Genomic DNA, 21,261 nt, shown 5'->3' on the forward strand with positions numbered 1-21,261 from the left:
TGCTTGAACTCAATCGCGAAATCGGCACGAGTTTTATCCTGGTGACCCACGATAGCCACCTGGCCGGACGCATGGACCGTGTCCTTGAGTTGCACAACGGCCAGTTGATTGAGCGGGTCAAGGCGGTTTAGTGAGGCAGGAGGGGCCATGAGGCGCTTCGCACAAAGGACAAGAAGGACGTAGTGAGAGTGCTTCTTTTGTGTGGGCGTCGAAAACGCCCGACTTGCGGCAACGCTTCGCAGCCTGACAACACAAAGCAAGTTGTTGGACTTGCACGCTCGTCACTGGCCCCTGATCCCGTGCGCCAGCCGGATACCTCGCACGGCTGACGCGATCCCGACACGCCTTTCATCCGAAGGTGAGAGGTTTCGGATGAGCACTTAGCGCAGACTCTGCGGATGCCGACGTTGTTCGCCGCTCCGGGCTTTCTGGCGCTGGCCATGCTGGCTGGCGTGCTTTGTGTATGCGCTCTGCCGGAACTGCCGCCGCGCTGGCCATTCATCGTCATGACATTGTGCCTGGTGATGACCTGCCGCTGGCGCCTGATGCGCGCGCCAACATGCTTCCTGTTCGGGTTTACCTGGATGCTGATACACGCCACGCAGGCCATGCAGGCGCGTATTCCGGAGTCCAGGCAGGGAACGGACGTGGCGGTGACCGGCTACGTCGAAGGGCTTCCAACCCAGTTGGGCGAGGCTGTGCGATTCGTGCTGCAAGCGGAAACCGCGCAATCCGGTGACGAAACGCTACGCCTGCCGGGGAAGCTGCAATTGACCTGGTACGGCAACTCGGTCCAGGTGCAGCCATGTTCACGCTGGCACCTCACTGTGCGCCTGAAGCGGCCGCATGGCTTGGTCAATCCCGGTGGGTTGGATACCGAGCGTGTTGCGCTGGCTCGGCGCGTGTCTGCCAACGGTTATGTGCGTGAAGATGCTGGCAACCGCATGATCGGCACGCGCGTCGTGTGTATCGACAGCTTGCGCCAGCGACTATCTGACGCCATCGCCTTATATGTTGCTGATCGACGCGATGCGGCCACGTTGCAAGCCTTCACGGTTGGCGACACGCGTGAGCTACAGCCCGTAGATTGGGATATCGCCCGTGCAAACGGTATTCCGCACCTGTTGGCCATTTCCGGCTTCCATGTGGGCATTGCGGCGATGGCGGGTATCTGGATAGTACGACTGGCTTACCTGCTGTGGCCGGGGTTGGGGCTGTGCTTGCCACGCCCTCGTACGGAGGCTGTATTTGCCCTGCTGGTGGCGGCAGCCTACGGGTGGTTGGCAGGGCTTGGCCTGGCGACGGTGCGTACATTGCTGATGATCGCCATGCTGAGCGGAGCCCGCTTCAGCCGTCGCAGCGTGCGATCGGTTCATGCCTTGGCCTGGGTGCTGGTCGCGATGTTGTTGCTCGATCCGCTTGCCGTTTTGTCCGCCGGCTTCTGGCTTTCGTTTGCCGGTGTGGTGTTGTTGATGACGTGCATGCAGGTGCGCCAGCCTGGTTGGCGGGGGATGGTCAAGGAGCTGGTGGCGATGCAGTTGTTGATGTCGCTGGCTATGTTGCCCTTGACCTTGTGGTTCTTCGGCGAAGCATCCCTGGTAGGCTTCGTCGCCAACCTGGTGGCAATTCCAGTGATTACCTTGCTGGTTGTGCCGGGCACCCTGCTCGCTATTCTCCTGCTGCTGGCTTGGCCACTGCTTGCCATGCCGCTGTTGTGGGGCCTTGGACAGATGGTGCATGCGCTATGGTGGATGTTCGGGCTGATGGCGCAATGGCCGGGCGCGCATGGCTATGTCCCAGGCATGGCCTGGTGGTCATTGCTGCTGGCGGCGGTGGGCGTGGTGTGGATGTTTGCGCCTCGGGGCGTCCATGGGCGTGCACTGGGGAGCATCTTGTTCGCACCGATGCTATGGCCCGCATCGCACGCGCCTGTGATTGGGGCGGTCGAGCTTTGGGTGCTTGACGTGGGGCAGGGGCTTGCGATCATGTTGCGTACACGTCACCACGCCTTGGTCTACGACACGGGTGCAAGCCATGCGTCGGCCTTCAACATGGGCGATGCGGTGGTATTGCCGACGATGCGCGCGCTAGGCTGGCGACATCTGGATCGGCTTGTCATCAGTCATGCCCACGACGACCACGCGGGCGGTGCGCCAGCGGTCATGGGGGCTTTCCCCCTGGCTCTGCGGTCTGCCGGAGAACCGCAAACCTTGTCCGATGCATCCTATTGCCATCCTGGCGAGCGGTGGACCTGGGATGGTGTGCAGTTCAGCTTCATCCATCCTGCCGCCGCATCCGACACGCAAAGCAACGACCGTTCCTGTGTGCTGCTGGTGCAGACCGCAGCTGGGGCAGTCGTCCTGACGGGCGATATCACCCGGCAGGTCGAGAGCCGCTTAATCGATCATTTTCCCCTGGCCGTTCCCACGGTTCTGCTTGCACCTCATCACGGCAGCCGCACCTCCTCCAGCCAGGATTTCATCGACGCCGTGCAACCCACGCTCGTGCTGGTCTCGGCGGGCTGGCGCAGCCGCTTCGGGCATCCGCACCCTCATGTCATCGAGCGTTTTGAACAAGCCGGTATTCCCTGGCTGAATACAGCCGATATGGGAGCCATTCGTGTTGAATTTCCGACCGATGCCGCTCCACGTATTGCTGAGCGATGGCGTCCGGATCACCGTCGTTTCTGGCGTGAAGCACGCTGATTCACGTGGTGGGGCCAAGAATCGGCGCGATTGCACGGAATCGTTCGGCGGCGCTGCTATGATTCGCGCTACGTTAACGTTTACGGAGCGCAGGGCTCGTGCTGGATATCCTGATGGCTGGCGGTTGGGCGATGCTGCCCATCCTGATCTGTTCGGCGATCGCGTTGGCGATCGTGCTGGAGCGCTGCTGGACACTCCGTCGCTCGGCGGTGTTGCCCAAGGGGCTTGGCGAGGAAGTGAGCAACTGGGCGCGCGCGGGGCAACTCGATCCAGCGCATTTGCAGACGCTGGCCGATGGCTCGCCGCTGGGAGAACTGCTCGCCTCGGCGCTGGCCGTGCGTGGACGCCCGCGTGAGCAGATCAAGGAGCGCATCGAGGATACGGGTCGCCATGTGGTGCATCGCATGGAGCGCTATCTCAACACGCTCGGCACCATCGCGCTGATCGGCCCATTGCTGGGTCTGCTCGGTACGGTGGTCGGCCTGATCCGCATGTTCATGGAAGTGATGCGCGGTGGCGTGGGTGACCCTATGAAGATGGCCGGCGGCATTGGTGAAGCGCTGATTTGTACGGCGTCCGGTCTGGTGGTGGCTATTCCCGCCTATGTGCTGCATCGCTACTTTCGTTCCAAGGTATCGGGTTACGTGGTGGACATGGAAAAGCAGGCTACCGCGTTGCTGGATGAGCTGACCGTGGCGTCCCCGGCGCCGCGCGCTCGTCGCAGCCCGGCCGCCAGCGCCGAATCCCACGCGAGCTGACCGCCATGCGCATCGGCAACGATCGTCGGCAGGATGACTTCGAGATCAACGTGATCTCGTTGATCGACGTGCTGCTGACCCTTTTGATGTTTTTCGTGCTGACCACCACGTTCATCCAGCACACCCGCATGGAAGTGACGCTACCCAAGGCCAGTGCCGATGAGCGTGACATGCAGGCGCCCGCCGTGACAGTGGTGGTGGATCGGGACGGCCATTTCTTCGTTGGCAGCGACGAGGTGCATGGCGATGGTGTCCAGACGCTCAAGCAGGCCATCGCGCAGGTGGCGGGCAACGATCATGATCGCCAGGTGGTGATCCGCGCCGATGCAATGACGCCGCATCAGAACGTGGTCACCGCGATGGATGCCCTGGGTCAGTTGGGTTTCAGTCGCCTGTCCATCGCCACCACGCCGACCGAAGCAGGCAGCGCCAAGTGAGCAGGAAAGCCGGGTCCGCACTGGGCTCTGATTCATGGCGCACGTACCGGCGTCTGCTGAGCTATCTCAAGCCTTATCGTGCCGTGGGAATGCTCGCCATCCTGGGCATGGTGATCGAGAGTGGCTGCCTGTCGGCCTTCGTCAACCTGTTGCGCCCGCTGATCGACAAGCTGCTGGCAGACAAGGATCCATACCTGATTTTCTGGATGCCAATCTGGATCATCGGCATCTTTCTGCTGCGCGGCATCGGTATTTTCATCAACGATTACGGCATCTCATACATTGGCCGCAACGTGGTGCAGGCCATGCGGCGGGACGTCTTCAATGCTTACTTGCGCTTGCCTGCTCGCTTCTTTGGTGATGAGCATTCCGGTCAGCAGGTATCGCGTATCACCTATACCAGCGAACAGGTCGCATCGGCATCGACCGATGCAGTCAAGGTAGCCGTCACCGAAGGCCTGACGGTCATCGGCATGTTCTACGTCATGGTGAGCAACAGTGCTTACCTGACCATGGCATTGCTTGTCATGGTGCCGGCCATCGTGCTCATCGTCACGGTGGTCAGCCGCCGATATCGACAGATCAGCAAGCGTATCCAAGGCACGATGGGGGCCGTTACCGGTACCGTCGAGGAGTCGGTGGGGGCGCATCGCGAAGTGCGCATCTATGGTGGTCAGTTACACGAAGCTACCCGTTTCGAGGAAGTCACCAACCATAGTCGTCGCCTCAATCTGAAAGTGTCGGCCACCAGTGCGATGTCCAGCGCCACGGTGCAGACGGCCGCTGCAGTGGCGTTGGCACTGCTGGTCTACCTGGGCACACGCCCAGGTGTGATCGATCGCATCTCGCCCGGCATTTTCATTACCGTACTCTCTGCGATGGGCGGCATGATGCCCTCGCTCAAGCGTCTGACCAATGTTCAATCGAGCGTACAGCGCGGTCTGGCCGCGTGCGATGACCTTTTCGAGATCATCGACATGCAACCGGAAATCGATCATGGCTCGCGAAAGTTTGAGCGCACTCAGGGCGACATCGTCTTTCGCGATGTGCGATTGATCTACCCGCGCAATCAGTTCCAGGCCCTGCGTGGTATAGACCTGCATTGCCGCCCTGGCACGGTCACCGCGCTGGTGGGACGATCGGGAAGCGGCAAGAGCAGCCTGGTCAGTCTGCTGCCCCGTTTTTACGAGCCCAGCGGCGGCGCCATTACCATCGATGGCGAGAATTACCAGGATTACACGTTGGCCTCCTTGCGTCAGCAGATCGCCTGGGTGGGGCAGAGCGTGGTGTTATTCGACGGTACGGTGGCCGATAACATCGCTTACGGCGAACTGGCCGGCGCTGCCGAGGCCGAGATCGTCGCAGCGGCGGAGGCGGCCAATGCGATGGAGTTCATTAGCAAGCTGCCCCAGGGTATTCACACGCCGATCGGCCAGGGGGGCAATACGCTCTCCGGTGGTCAACGTCAGCGTATCGCCATCGCGCGTGCCATTCTCAAGAATGCACCGATCCTGGTGCTCGACGAGGCCACTAGCGCGCTGGATACCGAGTCGGAACGACTGATCCAGCAGGCGTTGCAGCGGTTGATGCGCGATCGCACCACGTTGGTGATCGCTCACCGGCTCTCGACGATTGAAGGCGCGGACCTGATTGCCGTGATGGAGCAGGGGCGCATTGTCGAACGTGGCACGCACCACGAACTGCTGGCCATGCAGGGCCACTATGCTGCCTTGCATCGCATGCAGTTCAACGAGAAGCCTGGCGACTGAGGCCTGGTATGGCACTGGCCGACACATTGCAGGCTGCATGGTATGGCCAGGGTCGCGTGCCATGGTGGGTGCATCCGTTGGCATGGCTTTACGGTGGGATATCGGCATTGCGTCGTAGGCTTTACCGTTTGGGTGTCTTGCCCAGTCAGCGGTTGCCGGTCCCGGTTATCGTCATTGGCAACATCAGTGTCGGCGGTACTGGCAAAACCCCGTTGACGATAGCCATTGCCGAGGCGTTGCGCCGAGAGGGATTTCGACCGGGTGTTGTCAGTCGAGGCTATGGCGGTACCCAGCGTGATCCGCTGTTATTGGGCGCGACACCGAAGCCCGCACACGTCGGCGATGAGCCTTGCCTGATTCGATCGGGTGGCGTCGATGTGGCTGTCGGGCGTGATCGTCCGGCAGCGGCACGGCTGCTTCTCGATGCTGGCTGCGATGTGGTCATTGCCGACGATGGCTTGCAGCACTATCGCCTGGCGCGAGATATCGAGCTTTGCGTGATCGACGGGCAGCGTCGTTTCGGGAACGAGCGCTTGCTTCCGGCCGGCCCCCTGCGCGAGCCGCTGAGTCGCCTGCGTAGCGTGGATTTTCGCGTTTGCAACGGCGGTGAACCTGCCGCTGGTGAAATACCGATGAAGCTTGTGGGCGGGGTAGCCCGTTCGATAATCGATGGCCGGGAGCAGCCCTTGGCGGCTTTTGCCGGACAGCATGTCCGTGCCATCGCCGCCATCGGCAATCCCAAGCGGTTTTTCGACAGCTTGCGGGCCCAGGGCATGCAAGTCGACGGCTTGGCTTTTCCTGACCACCACGCCTATAGCGCCAGAGATCTGGATTTCCCCGACCTGCGCCCTGTGCTGATGACCGCCAAGGATGCGGTCAAGTGCGTGGGTTTTGCCCAGCCCCACTGGTGGTCGGTGCCCGTGCAGGCCGATCTGCCCGCCGCCTTTCTTGAGGCGTTGATAGAGAGGGTGAGGGCAGTCAGGCGCTGACGTGGTTTATCATGGGCGCCTCGGATTTATTCGCACGCGCTTTTTTGGAGACCTCATGAGCCTTATCCAGACGCCGGTGTCCTACGGTGAATTGATCGACAAGATCACCATCCTTGAAATCAAATCACGCCAAATCAAGGACCCGGCAAAGCTTGCGAACGTGCGCAATGAGCTGGATCTTCTCAATGCCACCTGGGCCAACGACACTGCGTCGCAGACGGATATATCGCGCGAGCGCGCTGACCTGCTCAATGTCAACGAAACCCTGTGGGATATCGAAGATCGTATCCGTCTGAAGGAAAAGGCTCAGGAATTCGACCAGGAATTCATCGAACTGGCCCGTGCGGTGTATTTCCGCAATGACGAGCGAGCAGCCTTCAAGCGCCAGATCAATATGAAGCTGGGTTCGCAGCTGGTGGAAGAGAAGTCGTATCAGGACTATCGGGCCTGATTGGCTGGTGAGGCCAGCCAATCAGGCCGCCTTCACAGGTGGTAGAGCCGACGGCCTCACTCATCCAAGAATGAAGCGCACGCTTCGAATCGCTCCACGACCGAGTCCACGCTGATCAGGCCCATGACGCCGGGTTTTTCGATCTTGGCGCCCCAGGGGATTTCGCTGGCCGGCTTGCCCAGGTATTTGCGTGCGGCGGCATCGTATTTGTTCACGCACCAACGGCGGTCGGAATAAGGACCGGAGCGGTCGGGATTGCTTGCTGCGTGCAGCCCAAGCACCTTGCAACCAACCGCGTTGGCCATGTGCATCGGGCCAGAGTCCGGCGTGAGCAGCATGTGCGCACGCGTGAGCATGGCCAACAATTGCTTGAGCGTATCCTTACCTGTCAGGTCCAGCGGCTTGCGTCGCACGACCGAAAGAATCGCATTGGCCATGGCCCGTTCGTTCGCCGATGGCCCTCCGACCAGCACGACACGCCAGCCCTTGGCAGCGGCATGATCCATGACCTGCGCATAGCGGGACACTTCCCAATTTCGCAGTGCATGACTGGACGTTGGGCTCACCAGCAGGGTGCGCTGATCGCCAGGCAATTTTTCCGCGGCCCAGGCGTGGGCTTCCTCGGGGATGGGGATATCCCAGCGAACCTGAGTCTGCTTCAGGCCCAGCGGCTCGCAGAAACTTCCCAGGGCATCGAGGACGTGCTCGCCGGAGCGCGCCGGGATGCGCTCGTTGATGACCATGCCATGTAGATCCTTGGAGCGCGCGTGGTCGTAGCCGATGCGTCGCGATGCCCGGATGCCGAGGCTCAGCAGGTTCGAGCGTAGCGCGACCTGCATCTGCAACAGGGCGTCAAAGCCCGTGGAAGGCAGGTTGCGATAGACCTCACGCATGCCCGGCCAGCCGGTGCCTTTATTGAAAGTGACAAAGTCGATGCCTGGCAGGTCACCGACCAGTCGGCGCTCAAGTTTGCCGATGATCCAGGTCAGGCGAGTCTGCGGCCAGGCAGTTTGCAGAGTCCGCACCAGGGGTACCACGTGCGTGACGTCGCCGATGGCCGATGTGCGGAGCAGGCAGATCGATGCGGGAGATGTCATGGGGCGTTCGGCTAGAATGGGCGGAGAGTTTGGATCGGACATGATGATGCAAGAAACGGTCCGAAAGGACGCTGGCGGCGCGATTTTGTTCGACGCGGCTGTTTCGCCACAAGTCGATACCGAATGGTTCTCGCCCGATTACTGGCGAGGGCTCGATGCGCTGCGCGTGCAGCCTGGCGGGCGCGGTGGCGTCGCGGTCGTCGATACCCCAGCCGGTCCCTGCGTGTTGAAGCATTATCGGCGCGGCGGCATGGTAGCGGCCGTGATGGGCGACCGTTATTGGTGGACCGGAGCCGATCGCACGCGAGGTTTCAGCGAATTGCGCCTGCTCGGTTTCATCGCCTCGCTAGGTTTGCCAGGGCCGCGCGCTGTGGCCACCCGCTACGTGCGCCATGGGCTGTTCTATACGGCGGACCTCCTGACCGGCCGTATTGCCCAGGCCTCGACCCTGGCTCAGTGCCTGGCGCAAGGTCAGCTCGATGCCGCGCTGGCCACCGCTACGGGTGAGTTGATTGCGCGTTTCCACCAGGCGGGTATCTGGCACGCCGATCTGAATGCGCACAATGTGCTGGTGTCAAAGTCTGGATTGCACTTGATTGATTTCGATCGAGGCGAGCGACGTGTGCCATCGATGGACTGGCAGCAGGCCAATCTTTTGCGCCTGCGTCGCTCCCTGCTCAAGCTCGGTGCGGCGTCCCAGGGCGAGGATGCCTTCGATGCCTCGATCTGGAATCCCCTGACCGACGGCTACAGGCGTACGCTCAAGCCATGAACTGGACCTTGCATTTTCTCGGTGTCGGAGCCGCACACGCAGTGGAACTGGGCTCGTCGGCGGCAGTGCTGGAGCGTGACGGCGAGCCGGTGCTGCTGATCGATTGTGGTCCCGATACGCTCAACCGCTATCTTCGTACCTATGGCAAGCCGCCTCGCGCACTCTACATCACCCATACGCACATGGATCATGTCGGTGGCCTGGAGAGCCTGTTTTTCCGACTGTGGTTCGACGAGGCATTGCGTGGTCACACCCGGCTGTTCGCGCACGCCGCCCTGATCCCTTGGTTGCAGGGCAGGGTGGCCGACTATCCCGGCGTCCTCGCCGAGGGGGGCGTGAATTTCTGGGAGGCTTTCCGGCTGGTGCCTTGCAGTCGCGGCTTCTGGCTGGATGGCCTATGGTTCGACGTGTTCGCCACGCGCCACCACATGCCGGGTACGTCCTATGGCGTGGCATTGGGAGGGAGTTTCGCCTACACGGGCGATACACGACCCATTCCGGAAATGCTGGAGCGCTACGCAGGAAACGGTGAGCTCATGGCCCACGACTGCGGTATGGTCGGTAACCCGTCGCACACCGGCGTGGACGATATCGAACGCGAATATCCCCAGGCCTGGCGCGAGCGCTTGCGGCTATATCACTACGGTAGTCAAGCCGACGGCGTGGCGCTGGTCGCGCGCGGCTTTCATGTTGCAGCCGCTGGCGATCGGTTCGTCTTGTCCGAGCCCCTTCCTCCGCGCGTCGACGCGGGTTGAATTTTCCCTGGACTCACCTCTCCATGACCACACAATCGCTACGTCGTTTCGCTCGCTACAAGGCCTGGGCGGACCAGATGATCTTCGAGGCGGCCGCAAAGCTGCCGGAAGCGGAGTTGACGCGCCCACGCGAGGTCGTATTTGGCAGCATGCTGGCCATGCTCACCCACACGTATACCATCGACAAGGTATTCCAGGCTCATCTGGAAGGGCGGGAACATGGTTTTACCGCGCGCATCACCAGTGAAAAGATCGGTCTGGAAGACCTGTCACGCCGTCAGCGTGCACTGGATGACTGGTATGTCGAGTGGGCCGACAACCTGGACGAACGCTCAGCGGACAGCGTGGTGCATTTCGGCTTTATCGGCGGCGGTGAGGGTACGATGACACGCGCGGAGATCCTGTTGCACTTGGTCAGTCATACCAGTTATCACAGGGGCTTCGTGGCGGACATGTTCTACGGCGCGGGTGTTCGGCCGCCCACCACCGATTTTCCGGTGTTCCTGCGCGATGTGCCGCAGGTGTCCTGAGAAGAAGTACGGGATGGCATCCAGGGCCTGGGCTATCTTCTTTCATGCCGATAGCGATCCCGTCTTGTCACTGGCCGCGTCGCCCGCTATTCTTTCGCCTCTTTGCCGGACCATGATAGTCCGACAGCAGGGTTTCACCACCGCGGAGAGGTGTCCGAGTGGTTGAAGGAGCACGCCTGGAAAGTGTGTATACGGCTTATCCCCGTATCGCGGGTTCGAATCCCGCTCTCTCCGCCAGTGAGTGAAACCCGGTTGATCCAAACGAAGTCTATGGTGGCCCTGTCGGTCCCCCCGCGACGATAGTTCGTAAACTCCGCCAGGTCCGGAAGGAAGCAACGGTAGCGAGCGATTCGGGTGCCGGGGTGTGGCTGGCAGGGCCGCCGCCTTTTCGCAATAGCGATGCCGGCCGCTGGCGCAGCCTGTAAAGCCGCCCTGCCGGCTGTGCCAAGCCGCCGCTACGCCACCTTTGACGAGGAAAAGCCAGTAAGGCTATAGGCTCGCGGCTGCCCTGCTTTTCCCTGTGTGCAGCGCCGAAGGCGCGACTTTACAGGCTGAGCCAGCCGCCGCCGGCCTCACTCAAAGCGGCCTCACGCGGCGAAGCTGCAAAGAGGCGCGCCTCTTGGCACAATCCCCATTCGCCCCCAGGTATCTGCGAATGTCCTATCAAGTCCTCGCCCGGAAATGGCGTCCCCGTAAATTCGCCGAGCTCGTCGGGCAGGAGCACGTCGTGCGGGCGCTGACCAATGCGCTCGATACCGGCCGCATGCATCATGCCTATTTGTTCACCGGCACACGTGGCGTGGGCAAGACCACCATTGCGCGCATCTTCGCCAAGTCGCTCAACTGCGAGCGCGGCGAATCGGCCGATCCGTGTGGCGAATGCGCAGTCTGCACGGCCGTCGACGCAGGCAGGTTCGTCGATCTGCTGGAAATCGACGCGGCCAGCAACACCGGTGTGGATGATGTCCGGGAGGTCATCGAAAATGCGCAGTACGCACCGGCGCGTGGTCGCTTCAAGGTGTACCTGGTCGACGAGGTGCACATGCTTTCCAAGCCGGCTTTCAATGCGCTGCTCAAGACGCTGGAAGAGCCGCCGCCGCATGTGAAGTTCCTGCTGGCAACGACCGACCCGCAGAAGCTGCCGGTGACGGTGCTGTCGCGTTGCCTGAAGTTCAATCTGAAGCGCCTCTTGCCGGACCAGATTTCCGGCCAGATGCGGCATATCCTTGGCGCGGAAAATATCGCCTACGAGGATGCTGCCATTGTGGAGCTGGCGCGTGCCGCCGATGGTTCCTTGCGCGATGGCCTTTCCTTGCTCGACCAGGCGATTGCCTACGGTGGCGGTGCGCTGCATGCCGATGACGTACGCGCCATGTTGGGCAGCGTTGCTCGCGGCCAGGTTTTGGGCGTGCTTGAAGCCCTGGCCATGGGCGATGGTCAGCAGTTGCTCGATGAGTGCTCGCGTATTGCGTCGTTTTCGCCGGATTTCGGCGGCGTACTCGATGACCTGGCGGCCGTGCTGCATCGCCTGCAATTGATCCAACTGGTGCCCGGTTATCGCCCGGAAAGTGGTGACGCGGACGATAGTGCCCTGGTGTCGCTGGCCGAGCGCCTGCAACCGGAAGACGTGCAGCTTTATTACCAGATTGCCACCACGGGACGGCGTGACTTGGCCATTGCCCCCGATGCGCGCACGGGGTTTGAGATGGCCATGTTGCGCATGCTGGCGTTTCGCCCGGTTGACGGTGGCCAGGCACCGCGTCGCGAACGCCCGGTTGTTGCGCCCGCGTCGCGCCAGGCCGAGCCGGCCGCGACGCCTCGCATGGCGCCCTCCCAGCCGCCGCTCGATCGCGCACAGCAGCAGGCGCCGGCCCCTGTTTCCGCTCCTGCTCCGGTTGCCAGGGTCGAGCCCCCCGCGCCGGTCGCGGCGCCTGCTCCGGTGTCCCGTGATGTGCCGCGAGATGCCCGTGGCCTGCCTATCTGGGAGGCATTAATCGAACAGGCTGGCCTGCGTGGCCCCATGGGGCAGTTGGCACAGAACGCGCACTTGCGCGAGCGCGACGGCCAGACCCTGGTGATGGCCTTGCAGTCGGCTCATATGCATCTTGCCGTTGAGCCGATGGTTGGCCAGATGGAAGATCGCATCAGTCAGGCTCTTGGGGAGCGCATCAAGCTGCGTTTTGTCAGCGACCAGAGTGTGGCCAGCCATACTCCGGCCGCGCGAGCGGCGACAGCGCGCGAGGAAGCGCAGTCGGCTGCCGAGCAATCCATCGAGAGCGACCCGCTGGTGCAATCGCTCAAGCGCGAATTCGGCGCCAAGGTGATTCCGCAGTCGATCAAGCCGTTCGAGCCTTGAGCGGCCCTATTTCATTTTTCACCGGAGACGTTTCATGAGAGGACAACTTGGCCAGTTGATGCAGCAGGCGCAGCGCATGCAGGAAGACATGAAGCGTGCGCAAGAGGAAATCGCCAAGCTGGAAGTCACCGGTACCGCCGGTGGCGGCATGGTGACCGTCGTCATGAGCGGCGCGCATGAGGTCCGTCGCGTGAATATCGATCGTAAGCTTTTTGCAGACGATCCGGAAATGGCCGAGGATCTCGTTGCGGCGGCGATGAACGACGCGGTCAACAAAGTCGCCGAGGCCAGCAAGAGCAGGCTTGGCGGTGTGACTGCGGGCATGAATCTGCCGGCCGGATTCAAGATGCCGTTCTGAGTTTTGCTTGACCGCTTTACATGGCTGGTCGTTGTAAGAGCGACTTCAGTCGCGATGCAATCTGAGATCACGTCGCAAATTGAGATTTGAACCTCAAGCTGCGACGAGATAGCGATTGGCATGACGCTCAAGTCGTTCCTGCATGCCAGGCAATCTGTGTTTCTGTAGCCAATTTAGGCTGTAAAAACCTCCAGGTCGCGACTTCGGTCGCGATTTGCTTCGCGACTGAAGAAGTCGCTCCTACGCGGACATTTTCATGGCATCGAGTTCGCCTTTGCTTGCCGACCTTATCGAAGCCCTTCGCATCTTGCCGGGGGTCGGGGGTAAGAGCGCGCAGCGCATGGCCTTTCACCTGCTGGAGCGCGAGCGCGAGCGCGGGCTGAAATTGTCAGTAGCGCTCGAACAGGCCATGAAACGCATCGGCAATTGCAGTCGCTGCCGCAATTTCAGCGAGGAGCCGGTGTGCGCTATCTGCGCCAGCACAAGCCGTGACCGGCATGTTCTATGCGTTGTGGAATCCCCAACCGATCTGACTGCTGTCGAGCAGGCAACCGGCTACCGCGGCCAATACTTCGTGCTACTGGGTCGTCTGTCCCCGCTCGATGGCCTAGGCCCGGAGGAACTGGGCCTGGACCAGCTGAACGAGCGTCTAGGTGAGGGCGAGATCGAGGAACTGATCATAGCCACCAACCCGACGGTGGAGGGCGAGGCGACCGCCCATTACCTGGCTCAGCTTGCTCATCGGGCGGGTGTGCGTCCCAGCCGCCTTGCGCATGGCGTGCCGCTGGGCGGCGAATTGGAATATGTCGATCGCGGCACGTTGGCCCATGCCTTCGGCAGCCGTCAGCATATGGACTAAATATCTTTCATTTAACCCGCTGCGAGGAACAGCTTATGGGTGACACCATTTTCGGCAAGATCATCAGGCGTGAAATTCCCGCAGATATCGTCTATGAAGACGACGATGTATTGGCTTTCCGGGACCTCAATCCGCAGGCACCTGTGCATGTGCTTTTCATCCCCAAGCGTGCCATTGCCACGTTGGACCAGGCCGCCGCGACCGACGCGGAACTGCTCGGCAAGCTGCTGCTTGCCACCGCTGCGTACGCGCGCAACGAAGGCTTGGCCGAACAGGGTTATCGCACGGTGATCAATTGCAACGAGCATGGTGGCCAGACCGTTTTTCACTTGCATGTGCATTTGCTGGCAGGGCGCCATATGCATTGGCCGCCGGGCTGAGGCTGTGATCGTCGGCTTTTCATGGCCACACCTTCCAGCCGCGCGTAGGAGCGGTTTTCAGTCGCGAAGCAATCTGCGATGCAGTCACAGATTGGGGCTCTAAGACCTCCAGGCTGCGACCACGTTGCAACTTGCATCGCGACTGAAGGGAGCCTCTAAAAACCTCCCATCGAAATCGTCTTTCCGGTGAATCCCCCGAGGGGACCCGGGACCGGAATCCAGCGCCTGTAGAGCCATCAGAGCCAGGTCATTTACGTCCCGGCTTTCGCCGGGACCGCGGGTAGGATGGGTTTTTAGGGGTTCCCTGAAGTCGTTCTTACAAAAACGCCGGCTCAGGGCCGGCGTTTTTGTGAATCTTACTTGTGTCCTGCTGGCGGGGCGCCACGCGGGACCACGATCACGCGAGGAGCATAACCGCCCCAGTAGGGGCCACCACCCCAGTACGGGCCGCCGCCCCAGTAGGGGCCCCAGAACGGGTCATACCAGCCCGGCGGGTAGGGATAGGCGGCAACCGGCACACGCTTGGGCCACAGGTAGACCACCTCGGCCTCCACGCGGGGATAGGCGTAATCATATTCGCCAACCTTCTGCGACACGGTGCCGTGTAACGTCCCAACGATGGTCAGTTCGCGACCGCGAGAGAACACTTCGGGGTCGTAGAAGCCCGTGCGACAAGCCACGAACCGGCCTTGACCTTCTGATTCGCTCTTGGGCTCAGGACGGGCCTCGCTATCCAGCGGGCGGGACATGACATAGAAGCACGTTTCCTGCGGACCTGGCTCTGTCTTGATGATTTCACCACCCCAACGGACCTTGTTGCCGCCAGCGCCGCCCTGCTGGGCCTGAGCCGTGGTGATGGGGGTATAAGTGCCCTGCAACGGTTGGGGAATCGTCGCACAGGCGGCCAACGTGGCGGTCAGCGCCGCCAGGGCCATCGTCTTGTACATGGGCATGATGGCTTTCTCCTTTGAGGCCGGAAGCATGCATTTCCTTCTAAACACCTTTATTTGACCACGCGGCGTGGTCGAAATTCCCGTACGGCTTGCCGGAAGGCGCGCAGCAATTCAGGGGGCGGTTCGTCATGGGCGTAGCGCAGGTCGAGATAGCTCCTCATCAGGCCTTCCAGCTTGTCGCGCTGATGGGGCAGGGCCCGCGCAGCACGCGTCAGGTAATGCTGCGGTCCTTCGCTATGTCGGCGCACCAGGTCGACGCCGGCCAATTTGTGCTCCAGGCGCATCATCGCAGCACGGAGCGGGTCGGTTTCGCGTTGTCGCCACAGGGCCCATAGTAACCCCAACGTGGCAAATACGACGCAACCGATCGCCAGCAGCAACCCGAGCTTCTCGGCATCGGCATCCCGTATGCCAAGGGGGGAAAGCAGACCGCGCTGACGCAATGCGCTGAAGCCTACAACGCCTTGATTCCACCAACGGTTGACGACGTCCCAATGGTTACGTGCATCGCGCAGCCAGGCGCTGCCAAACCACTGGGATTGACTGTCGGCCACGGCCGAGGCTCCCAGGTCGACACGATCCGGCCGCACGGCAGCGGTGGGGTCAATACGCACCCAGCCCCGTCCAGCGATCCAGACTTCACTCCAGGCATGTGCGTCTGATTGCCGCACCAGCAGATAGTTGCCCAGGTCATTCCAGTAGCCGCCCTGGTAACCGGTAACGATACGGGTGGGAATGCCGGCGGCACGCATCAGCACCGTGAATGCCGAGGCATAGTGCTCGCAAAAACCTTCGCGCGTGGAAAACAGGAAATCGTCCATGGCGTCGTGTCCCAGCGGCGCGGGGGATAGCGTGTAACGGAATACGCCGTTGTGAAACATCGTCAGCGCTTCGCGCACGATCGCGTTGACATCGTCACCATGCTTTTGTCGCCAGGTGCGTCCCAAGGCGAGCGTCCTGGGATTGAACCCCTGTGGCAGTTGCAGTGCGGCGCGACGCCAGCGATCGTCCAAGTTGGGTTCGAGCCGGTAGACCAGCGCGGCCTGCATGGCATAGGTCGTTGAGTCGTTGATCGGACGAAAGGCCTGCATCTCGCGATCACCAGCCAAACGGCCGATCGAGGGAGCGCTCAGGGGCATGTCCAACGCCGGGAGTACGCTTTGGCCACTTGGCTCCAGGCTTACCTGATAGCGAATGACGTTGCGTGCCTCCATGTCCACGGTGCGGCGCCGCGTCGCCGCATGGCTCCAGCGTCGACCGTCATAGCCCCACATCACGTAGGCGCGAAAGTAGCGCGAACTGTTGGGTGGAGGGCGATCCTCGAAGCTGACGCGCATCGCCGGACGATCGTCATTGAGCAGATTGGAAAAATCACCAGGTGCTAGATCATCGCTGAGACCCGAGCGTGCTTGCGACGACTGAGGCGCCCCCCATAGCGGTGAGCTCAGGCGCGGTACAACCACGAACGCGAACAAGGTCAATGGCAGCGAAAGCCCCAGCGTAACCAGGACCGGGCGAAATTCGCCCTTGAACGATACCGGCAGACGAGCGGGCTCTAGCGCGCGCAGCGCTGCCATTGCCGGCAGCAAACCCAGAGCGACCACGAATGTAATGACCAGGCTCTGGTCGAACAGCAGGGCCGTCATCAGGGTAAAGCATGTAAACGCGACGATGACGCGGGCATCGCGTGAGGATTCTGATTCGAGCAGTTTCAAGACCAGCAGGCCCACGGCCAGTGCCGCGCCGGCTTCACGCCCGAACAGGCTGCCATAACTGGTGACGATGGCTACGGCCAACAGGCCAAGCAGTGGCAATTTCACATACGCTGGCGCGCGGCCAGGCTGCTCCAGGCGACGCCAGCGACGCCATCCGAGCAACAACGCAAGCACAATGGTCAGCCAGATGGGCAGGTGGCTGGCATGGAGCGCCACGACCACGGCGATCGCCAGGCAAAGCAGGTCGAATACGCGGGTAGAGACCGGCGCTTCCGTACGCACGGGGCGTCGCAGGGTGAATTTCACGGCAGGCGCGCCAGTGCGTTCATGCAGCGCTCGTAGTGTGAGCGTCCTCTTCCTGCGGGAATATCTTCCTCGGGCAACCAAAGGCTGCTGTGTCGGCCCATGGTTTCGGCTTCACCCAGCCAACGTGCGAGGCGCGCGATGCGTGTCTCGTTGTCCAGATGCTCGAGCGTGCGCCAATCCAGCGTCCAATCCTGCTTGCCCTCGGGTTGCTCGAACTCCTTGACCAGCAGACTGTGATGACGGGCACTGACCTTCCAGGCAATGTGCCGTATCGGATCGCCCGGGCGGTAGTCCCGCAAGGCGGAGAGGTCGTCGCCGCGCCGCCATTGCTGGCGTATTTCCTCGTTGTCGGATGGCATGTTCGGCGGTGGCCCGAAGATTTCAGGACGAGGCCACACGAGCACACGCTCCTGCGGGTATAGCCAACTCCATGCGCGAAACAAGCCAAATGGCCAGGTGGTCCATACCTTGATGCGAGGCAGTTCCTGCCAGCCGCGCTCGAGTGTGGCCAGGGGCAGGGTGATCTGGGCATTTTCGTTCGGACGCAGCGCAACGGCATCTTGCGCGCCCTGCATGTCGATCTGGATGCCTTGGTGAGGCCGCCCGCTACTGACGAAATGCAGGTGAACATCGATCGGCTCCCCAGCCACCGCGTGCCCGGCCTGCACCGATTCCATGCGCAGCCCGTTGAGCGCGCGAAAAGCCACCAGCATGCTCGACAGGGACGTCGCGCCGAGCAGGCAGGTCAGCAACAACGCGGCGTTGTTGACGTAATTGAGTGCACCGACCAGCATCACCATCAGCAGGAAAGCGAAGCCCGCTCCAAAGGCGGAGGGCACGATGTAGATACGGCGGCGATGCAGCAGGATGGGCAGGCTTTCGCCGCGGCGATAGCGTGTCAACGCCGGCAGGCGTCCTTCGGCCCAGCGTTGCATGCGCGCGAAGGCCTCTTGCATCAGTTGACCGCCACCTCGGCCAGCAGGGCGCGAGCCAGTGCATCGCCTGTGGCGCCGCGAGCCGGGACCAGGCGATGGGCAGCCAGCGCCACGAACAAGGCCTGGATGTCCTCGGGAATGACATGGGCACGTCCGCTGAGCCACGCCCAGACGCGCGCAGCACTGAGCAGGGCAAGACCGGCGCGTGGTGATAGCCCTACTCGGACATCGGCATGCTTGCGGCTGGCACCCAGCAAAGCCTGCAGATAGTCAAGCAGCGCGGAGCTGGCCGTGACAGTCTGCGTTTCACGTTGCAGTGCCGACAGGTTTTGCGCATCCAACTGTGGCTCCAGTTGAGCCAGCAGATCGCGGCGGTCGCTACCGACGAGCAGTGCGCGTTCCGCGGCAGGATCAGGGTAATCGATCGACACGCGCAACATGAAACGATCCAGTTGGGAGTCCGGTAACGGGAACGTGCCGTTCAAATCCACCGGGTTCTGGGTTGCCACGACGAAGAACGGTTGGGCCAGCGTATGGGTTTGCCCATCCACGGTGACCTGTCCCTCGGCCATGGCCTCCAGCAGGGCGCTCTGTGTCTTGGGCGTGGCGCGGTTGATTTCGTCGGCAAGCAACAGGCCGGTGAATATCGGGCCTGGATGGAAGCGGAACTCACCGGTCTCGCGCTCGTAGACGCTGACCCCGATAATGTCCGACGGCAGCAAGTCGCTGGTGAACTGCACGCGCTGGAATTCGAGCGCAAAGCTGGATGCCAGAGCGTGTGCCAGGGTCGTCTTGCCGACACCCGGAACATCTTCGAGCAGAAGATGGCCCCCGGCGATCAGGCAGGTAAAGGCGAGTTTGACCTGGCGCGGCTTGCCAAGAAGCACGCGATTGACTTGAGCCATGGCGGCATCGAGTCGGGCGCGCAACGTTTCATCGTGGAGTGAAGTCATGGCGGACATGGGCGATGGGCAGCCGGTGGTGGCGGGACGGGGAGATCGCGGATGTGCAGAGGCCAGTGTAGCGGCGGGACTCCGGCGCTGGCGAGCCGCTTTTGTGATCGCGTTCGTAGGCCTGTGTATCTTGAAGCTGGCGGTGGCAAGTCATTTGTCGCCCTTCGGTGACGAAGCCTTTTATTGGCTTGAGAGTCGCCATCCGGCATGGGGGTACAGCGATCTGCCGCCCATGACGGCATGGCTGATTCTGCTTGGCGAACGCGTTGCCGGCCATGGATTGCTGGGAATGCGCTGGCCTTTTCTGGTGCTTGGTGCAGCGCTGCCATGGCTGGTGGTGTGGTTTGCACGCGAGGCTTTTGATGGCCGGGCCGGATGGCAGGCCGGGCTTCTGTGCCTGGCGTTGCCTTTGGCCGGTAGCCTGGGTGTGATGGCCTTGCCCGACGTTCCGCTGACGGTCGCTATCATGCTTGCGCTGGTGGCCTTGCTGCGCGCGATGCGCGATGGGCGTCTGGCTGATTGGTGCCTGCTTGGTATGGCCCTTGCCATGGCCTGGATGACGCACTATCGCGCAGCGATGGCGATGTTCGCCGGACTGCTGTTATTCGTACTGACGCCGCGTGGTCGATTGCAATGGCGCCTCGGTGGTTTCTGGTGCGCCATGATGGTGGCATCGCTGGGTTTGCTGCCATTAGTGATTTCCAATGTGCAACAGGGGGGCGCTGGCATTACTTTCCAGGTGATGCAGCGAAATGCGTGGCAGTTCCAACCTGATGCCCTGGTGCAGCCTCTGGAGCAGGCCATTGCATGTACGCCTCTTCTGTACGGCGTTTTATTATGGGTGGCCTGGACCAGTTGGCGTCGACGTGGCGATGGTGCGCCTTGGGACGTGATCGCGATCACTTCGCTCGGATTCATCGTGCCGTATTTCGTATTTGGCCTATTCGCCGATGATTTGCGCTTTCGCGCACACTGGCCATTGCCGGGGTACCTGCCCTTGCTTGCCGCAGTACCGGTGCTATGGCGCGGTCGGGCCTCGACCCAGAGGCGTGCACTTGCGGGGTGCACTTTTGCGCTGGCGGCACTGGGACAGTTGGCTGGTTTGGGGTATCTGGGAGTGGCTGCCATGCCGGGTGCCGTGACGTCCTTGGCCACACTGAAGGCATTTCCGCGCCATTTCGTGGGATGGCAGGAAAGCGGCGAGGTGGCAGCACATTTGATCGACCAGCAGCCACGTGTGATGGTCGCCGATAATTTCATGCTCGCGGCTGAACTGGCTTTCCAACTCGACGGCAAGGTTCCGGTGTATGCGCTGGACAGCTCGCTCAACGTCAAGCACGGCCGTGCACCCCAACTGGCCGCGTGGAAGCTCGATGAGTCAGGCCTGCGCCTGGCACACGCGGGCGAGCCGATCTGGCTGGCGGTGGATGAAACCTCGCTGCGCGAACGCGAACGCCATGCATGGTTGGAAAGCGTATGCGGGCGCATCGCTGATGTTCAGCCCATGCAGCGCCTGGACTTGTTCGGTGGCGCCAAACGCATCGCATTTTATGGCGGGCGTGTGCCTGCTGAGCCGGCACCGGCGGCCGCTGATTGCGTAATCGCCCGTGACGCTCAACTCCCGCCATCACCACGTAACCGCGATGAGCCATGACGTGGATACGGATCGCAATTCATGGATCCGATCCGTATCCGTGCTGCCGTGATCCTTTCATGGCGCAAGGTGTTACCAGCTCGCTTGGGTCTGACTCCGTCACCGGCACTGCATGGGTGCTTCTGATGCGGGCAGGTCGGTGCTGCATGTCCATTGCGAACCTTGGCTGGGTGTGGTCGACAGCCAGATGTGCTTGCCATCGATCTGGTGTGAGGTTGACTTGATCGTGACCTGGATGGCACACGTATCGTTCTGGCCTTCAAAGGCACCCGTATCAATGGCACTGACATTCTTTTCGGCATAGTCGCTGGCATTGCGAATGCCTGCCTCGCCATTGGCCGGACAGCGGCCCATGTTGTTATAGGCCTCGACGACGGCAGGCTTGAGGGCGACGGCGCTGTAATAAGCCGCCGTGGCCTGCGAGCGCGTGACGTATTTCTGGTACTGCGGAATGGCGATCGCGGCGAGGATTGGAACGATGACCAGTAAACACACGCAAAGCACGGAAATGGCAATGACTGCCCCGGAG

20 protein-coding genes, 1 tRNA gene, 1 other RNA gene and 1 pseudogene are annotated in these 21,261 nt (G+C 61.7%); 17 read left to right on the top strand and 6 right to left on the bottom strand.

The features are described 5' to 3' along the window. The 7 genes and pseudogenes from VF436_RS12115 to VF436_RS12145 all read left to right on the top strand — a co-directional run. Window positions 1–131: pseudogene (locus VF436_RS12115) on the top strand (lipoprotein-releasing system ATP-binding protein LolD); the annotation flags it as partial. A 267-nt stretch (window positions 132–398) separates the two neighbouring features. Beyond that, window positions 399–2,705: a DNA internalization-related competence protein ComEC/Rec2 gene (locus VF436_RS12120; RefSeq protein ID WP_330904288.1), complete on the top strand. Its 2,307-nt coding sequence runs from the start codon at window positions 399–401 to the stop codon at window positions 2,703–2,705. Window positions 2,706–2,803: 98 nt separating this feature from the next. Beyond that, window positions 2,804–3,463 (top strand): MotA/TolQ/ExbB proton channel family protein, encoded by a 660-nt coding sequence (locus VF436_RS12125; protein ID WP_330904289.1) that lies wholly within the window; start codon window positions 2,804–2,806, stop codon window positions 3,461–3,463. A 5-nt stretch (window positions 3,464–3,468) separates the two neighbouring features. Further along, window positions 3,469–3,900 carry a biopolymer transporter ExbD gene (locus VF436_RS12130; RefSeq protein WP_330904290.1) on the top strand — a complete coding sequence of 144 codons (432 nt, stop codon included), beginning with the start codon at window positions 3,469–3,471 and terminating at the stop codon, window positions 3,898–3,900. Then, on the top strand, window positions 3,897–5,669 hold the full coding sequence (gene msbA / locus VF436_RS12135) for a lipid A export permease/ATP-binding protein MsbA (protein ID WP_330904291.1): 1,773 nt from the start codon (window positions 3,897–3,899) through the stop codon (window positions 5,667–5,669). Before VF436_RS12130 ends, msbA begins: the two co-directional genes overlap by 4 nt. Before the next feature lie 8 nt (window positions 5,670–5,677). After that, entirely contained in the window at window positions 5,678–6,658 is a 981-nt protein-coding gene (lpxK, locus tag VF436_RS12140; protein ID WP_330904292.1) for a tetraacyldisaccharide 4'-kinase, read from the top strand. A gap of 55 nt (window positions 6,659–6,713) precedes the next feature. Continuing rightward, window positions 6,714–7,109, top strand: coding sequence for a DUF6165 family protein (locus VF436_RS12145; protein WP_330904293.1), 396 nt, complete (start codon window positions 6,714–6,716; stop codon window positions 7,107–7,109). 56 nt (window positions 7,110–7,165) lie between these two features. On the opposite strand, the gene VF436_RS12150 is transcribed toward VF436_RS12145, so the two are convergent. Further along, entirely contained in the window at window positions 7,166–8,206 is a 1,041-nt protein-coding gene (locus VF436_RS12150; RefSeq protein WP_330904294.1) for a glycosyltransferase family 9 protein, read from the bottom strand. Window positions 8,207–8,246: 40 nt separating this feature from the next. Here VF436_RS12150 and VF436_RS12155 point away from each other — a divergent pair, with 40 nt between their 5' ends. The 9 genes from VF436_RS12155 (at window position 8,247) to VF436_RS12195 (ending at window position 14,216) form a co-directional block, all read left to right on the top strand. Beyond that, window positions 8,247–8,978 carry a 3-deoxy-D-manno-octulosonic acid kinase gene (locus tag VF436_RS12155; RefSeq protein ID WP_330904295.1) on the top strand — a complete coding sequence of 244 codons (732 nt, stop codon included), beginning with the start codon at window positions 8,247–8,249 and terminating at the stop codon, window positions 8,976–8,978. Continuing rightward, window positions 8,975–9,733, top strand: coding sequence for an MBL fold metallo-hydrolase (locus tag VF436_RS12160; RefSeq protein WP_330904296.1), 759 nt, complete (start codon window positions 8,975–8,977; stop codon window positions 9,731–9,733). The genes VF436_RS12155 and VF436_RS12160 overlap by 4 nt, the downstream gene beginning before the upstream one ends. A gap of 23 nt (window positions 9,734–9,756) precedes the next feature. Next, entirely contained in the window at window positions 9,757–10,263 is a 507-nt protein-coding gene (locus VF436_RS12165; protein ID WP_330904297.1) for a DinB family protein, read from the top strand. A 144-nt stretch (window positions 10,264–10,407) separates the two neighbouring features. Further along, window positions 10,408–10,500, top strand: a tRNA-Ser gene (locus VF436_RS12170). Window positions 10,501–10,543: 43 nt separating this feature from the next. Continuing rightward, window positions 10,544–10,640: signal recognition particle sRNA small type (gene ffs, locus VF436_RS12175), an RNA gene on the top strand. Window positions 10,641–10,918: 278 nt separating this feature from the next. Then, window positions 10,919–12,619 carry a DNA polymerase III subunit gamma/tau gene (gene dnaX / locus VF436_RS12180; RefSeq protein WP_330904298.1) on the top strand — a complete coding sequence of 567 codons (1,701 nt, stop codon included), beginning with the start codon at window positions 10,919–10,921 and terminating at the stop codon, window positions 12,617–12,619. Window positions 12,620–12,653: 34 nt separating this feature from the next. Next, on the top strand, window positions 12,654–12,977 hold the full coding sequence (locus VF436_RS12185) for a YbaB/EbfC family nucleoid-associated protein (protein WP_330904299.1): 324 nt from the start codon (window positions 12,654–12,656) through the stop codon (window positions 12,975–12,977). Between the two features lie 256 nt (window positions 12,978–13,233). Then, complete coding sequence (gene recR, locus VF436_RS12190) at window positions 13,234–13,836, top strand: recombination mediator RecR (protein WP_330904300.1); 603 nt, start codon at window positions 13,234–13,236, stop codon at window positions 13,834–13,836. A gap of 35 nt (window positions 13,837–13,871) precedes the next feature. Next, window positions 13,872–14,216: a histidine triad nucleotide-binding protein gene (locus VF436_RS12195; RefSeq protein WP_330904301.1), complete on the top strand. Its 345-nt coding sequence runs from the start codon at window positions 13,872–13,874 to the stop codon at window positions 14,214–14,216. A 356-nt stretch (window positions 14,217–14,572) separates the two neighbouring features. Here VF436_RS12195 and VF436_RS12200 read toward each other — a convergent pair whose 3' ends face one another. The 4 genes from VF436_RS12200 to VF436_RS12215 are packed head-to-tail and all read right to left on the bottom strand — an operon-like array spanning window position 14,573 to window position 19,087. Continuing rightward, on the bottom strand, window positions 14,573–15,169 hold the full coding sequence (locus VF436_RS12200; RefSeq protein ID WP_330904307.1) for a Slp/YeaY family lipoprotein: 597 nt from the start codon (window positions 15,167–15,169) through the stop codon (window positions 14,573–14,575). Between the two features lie 50 nt (window positions 15,170–15,219). Beyond that, window positions 15,220–17,190: a DUF3488 and transglutaminase-like domain-containing protein gene (locus tag VF436_RS12205; RefSeq protein WP_330904302.1), complete on the bottom strand. Its 1,971-nt coding sequence runs from the start codon at window positions 17,188–17,190 to the stop codon at window positions 15,220–15,222. Beyond that, window positions 17,187–18,146 carry a DUF58 domain-containing protein gene (locus tag VF436_RS12210; RefSeq protein WP_330904303.1) on the bottom strand — a complete coding sequence of 320 codons (960 nt, stop codon included), beginning with the start codon at window positions 18,144–18,146 and terminating at the stop codon, window positions 17,187–17,189. The genes VF436_RS12205 and VF436_RS12210 overlap by 4 nt, the downstream gene beginning before the upstream one ends. Further along, entirely contained in the window at window positions 18,146–19,087 is a 942-nt protein-coding gene (locus tag VF436_RS12215; RefSeq protein ID WP_330904304.1) for a MoxR family ATPase, read from the bottom strand. Before VF436_RS12215 ends, VF436_RS12210 begins: the two co-directional genes overlap by 1 nt. A gap of 94 nt (window positions 19,088–19,181) precedes the next feature. On the opposite strand from VF436_RS12215, the gene VF436_RS12220 reads away from it, so the two are divergent. Next, window positions 19,182–20,732, top strand: coding sequence for an ArnT family glycosyltransferase (locus VF436_RS12220; protein ID WP_330904305.1), 1,551 nt, complete (start codon window positions 19,182–19,184; stop codon window positions 20,730–20,732). Between the two features lie 99 nt (window positions 20,733–20,831). Here the strand turns inward: VF436_RS12220 and VF436_RS12225 are convergent. Then, on the bottom strand, window positions 20,832–21,261 hold a 430-nt coding region (locus VF436_RS12225), incomplete at its 5' end, for a pilin (protein WP_330904306.1).

This window comes from Dyella sp. (genome assembly GCF_036384435.1).
GTDB lineage: Bacteria > Pseudomonadota > Gammaproteobacteria > Xanthomonadales > Rhodanobacteraceae > GSA-30.

Bases quoted from the DNA above. Each gene is read 5' to 3' on its own strand.
- VF436_RS12210 (WP_330904303.1), bottom strand. From the start codon at position 18,146: ATGCAAGAGGCCTTCGCGCGCATGCAACGCTGGGCCGAAGGACGCCTG.
- VF436_RS12200 (WP_330904307.1), bottom strand. From the start codon at position 15,169: ATGCCCATGTACAAGACGATGGCCCTGGCGGCGCTGACCGCCACGTTG.
- VF436_RS12165 (WP_330904297.1), top strand. From the start codon at position 9,757: ATGACCACACAATCGCTACGTCGTTTCGCTCGCTACAAGGCCTGGGCG.
- VF436_RS12150 (WP_330904294.1), bottom strand. From the start codon at position 8,206: ATGACATCTCCCGCATCGATCTGCCTGCTCCGCACATCGGCCATCGGC.
- VF436_RS12155 (WP_330904295.1), top strand. From the start codon at position 8,247: ATGATGATGCAAGAAACGGTCCGAAAGGACGCTGGCGGCGCGATTTTG.
- VF436_RS12185 (WP_330904299.1), top strand. From the start codon at position 12,654: ATGAGAGGACAACTTGGCCAGTTGATGCAGCAGGCGCAGCGCATGCAG.
- lpxK (WP_330904292.1), top strand. From the start codon at position 5,678: ATGGCACTGGCCGACACATTGCAGGCTGCATGGTATGGCCAGGGTCGC.
- dnaX (WP_330904298.1), top strand. From the start codon at position 10,919: ATGTCCTATCAAGTCCTCGCCCGGAAATGGCGTCCCCGTAAATTCGCC.
- VF436_RS12195 (WP_330904301.1), top strand. From the start codon at position 13,872: ATGGGTGACACCATTTTCGGCAAGATCATCAGGCGTGAAATTCCCGCA.
- VF436_RS12145 (WP_330904293.1), top strand. From the start codon at position 6,714: ATGAGCCTTATCCAGACGCCGGTGTCCTACGGTGAATTGATCGACAAG.
- recR (WP_330904300.1), top strand. From the start codon at position 13,234: ATGGCATCGAGTTCGCCTTTGCTTGCCGACCTTATCGAAGCCCTTCGC.
- VF436_RS12120 (WP_330904288.1), top strand. From the start codon at position 399: ATGCCGACGTTGTTCGCCGCTCCGGGCTTTCTGGCGCTGGCCATGCTG.
- VF436_RS12160 (WP_330904296.1), top strand. From the start codon at position 8,975: ATGAACTGGACCTTGCATTTTCTCGGTGTCGGAGCCGCACACGCAGTG.
- VF436_RS12130 (WP_330904290.1), top strand. From the start codon at position 3,469: ATGCGCATCGGCAACGATCGTCGGCAGGATGACTTCGAGATCAACGTG.
- VF436_RS12215 (WP_330904304.1), bottom strand. From the start codon at position 19,087: ATGTCCGCCATGACTTCACTCCACGATGAAACGTTGCGCGCCCGACTC.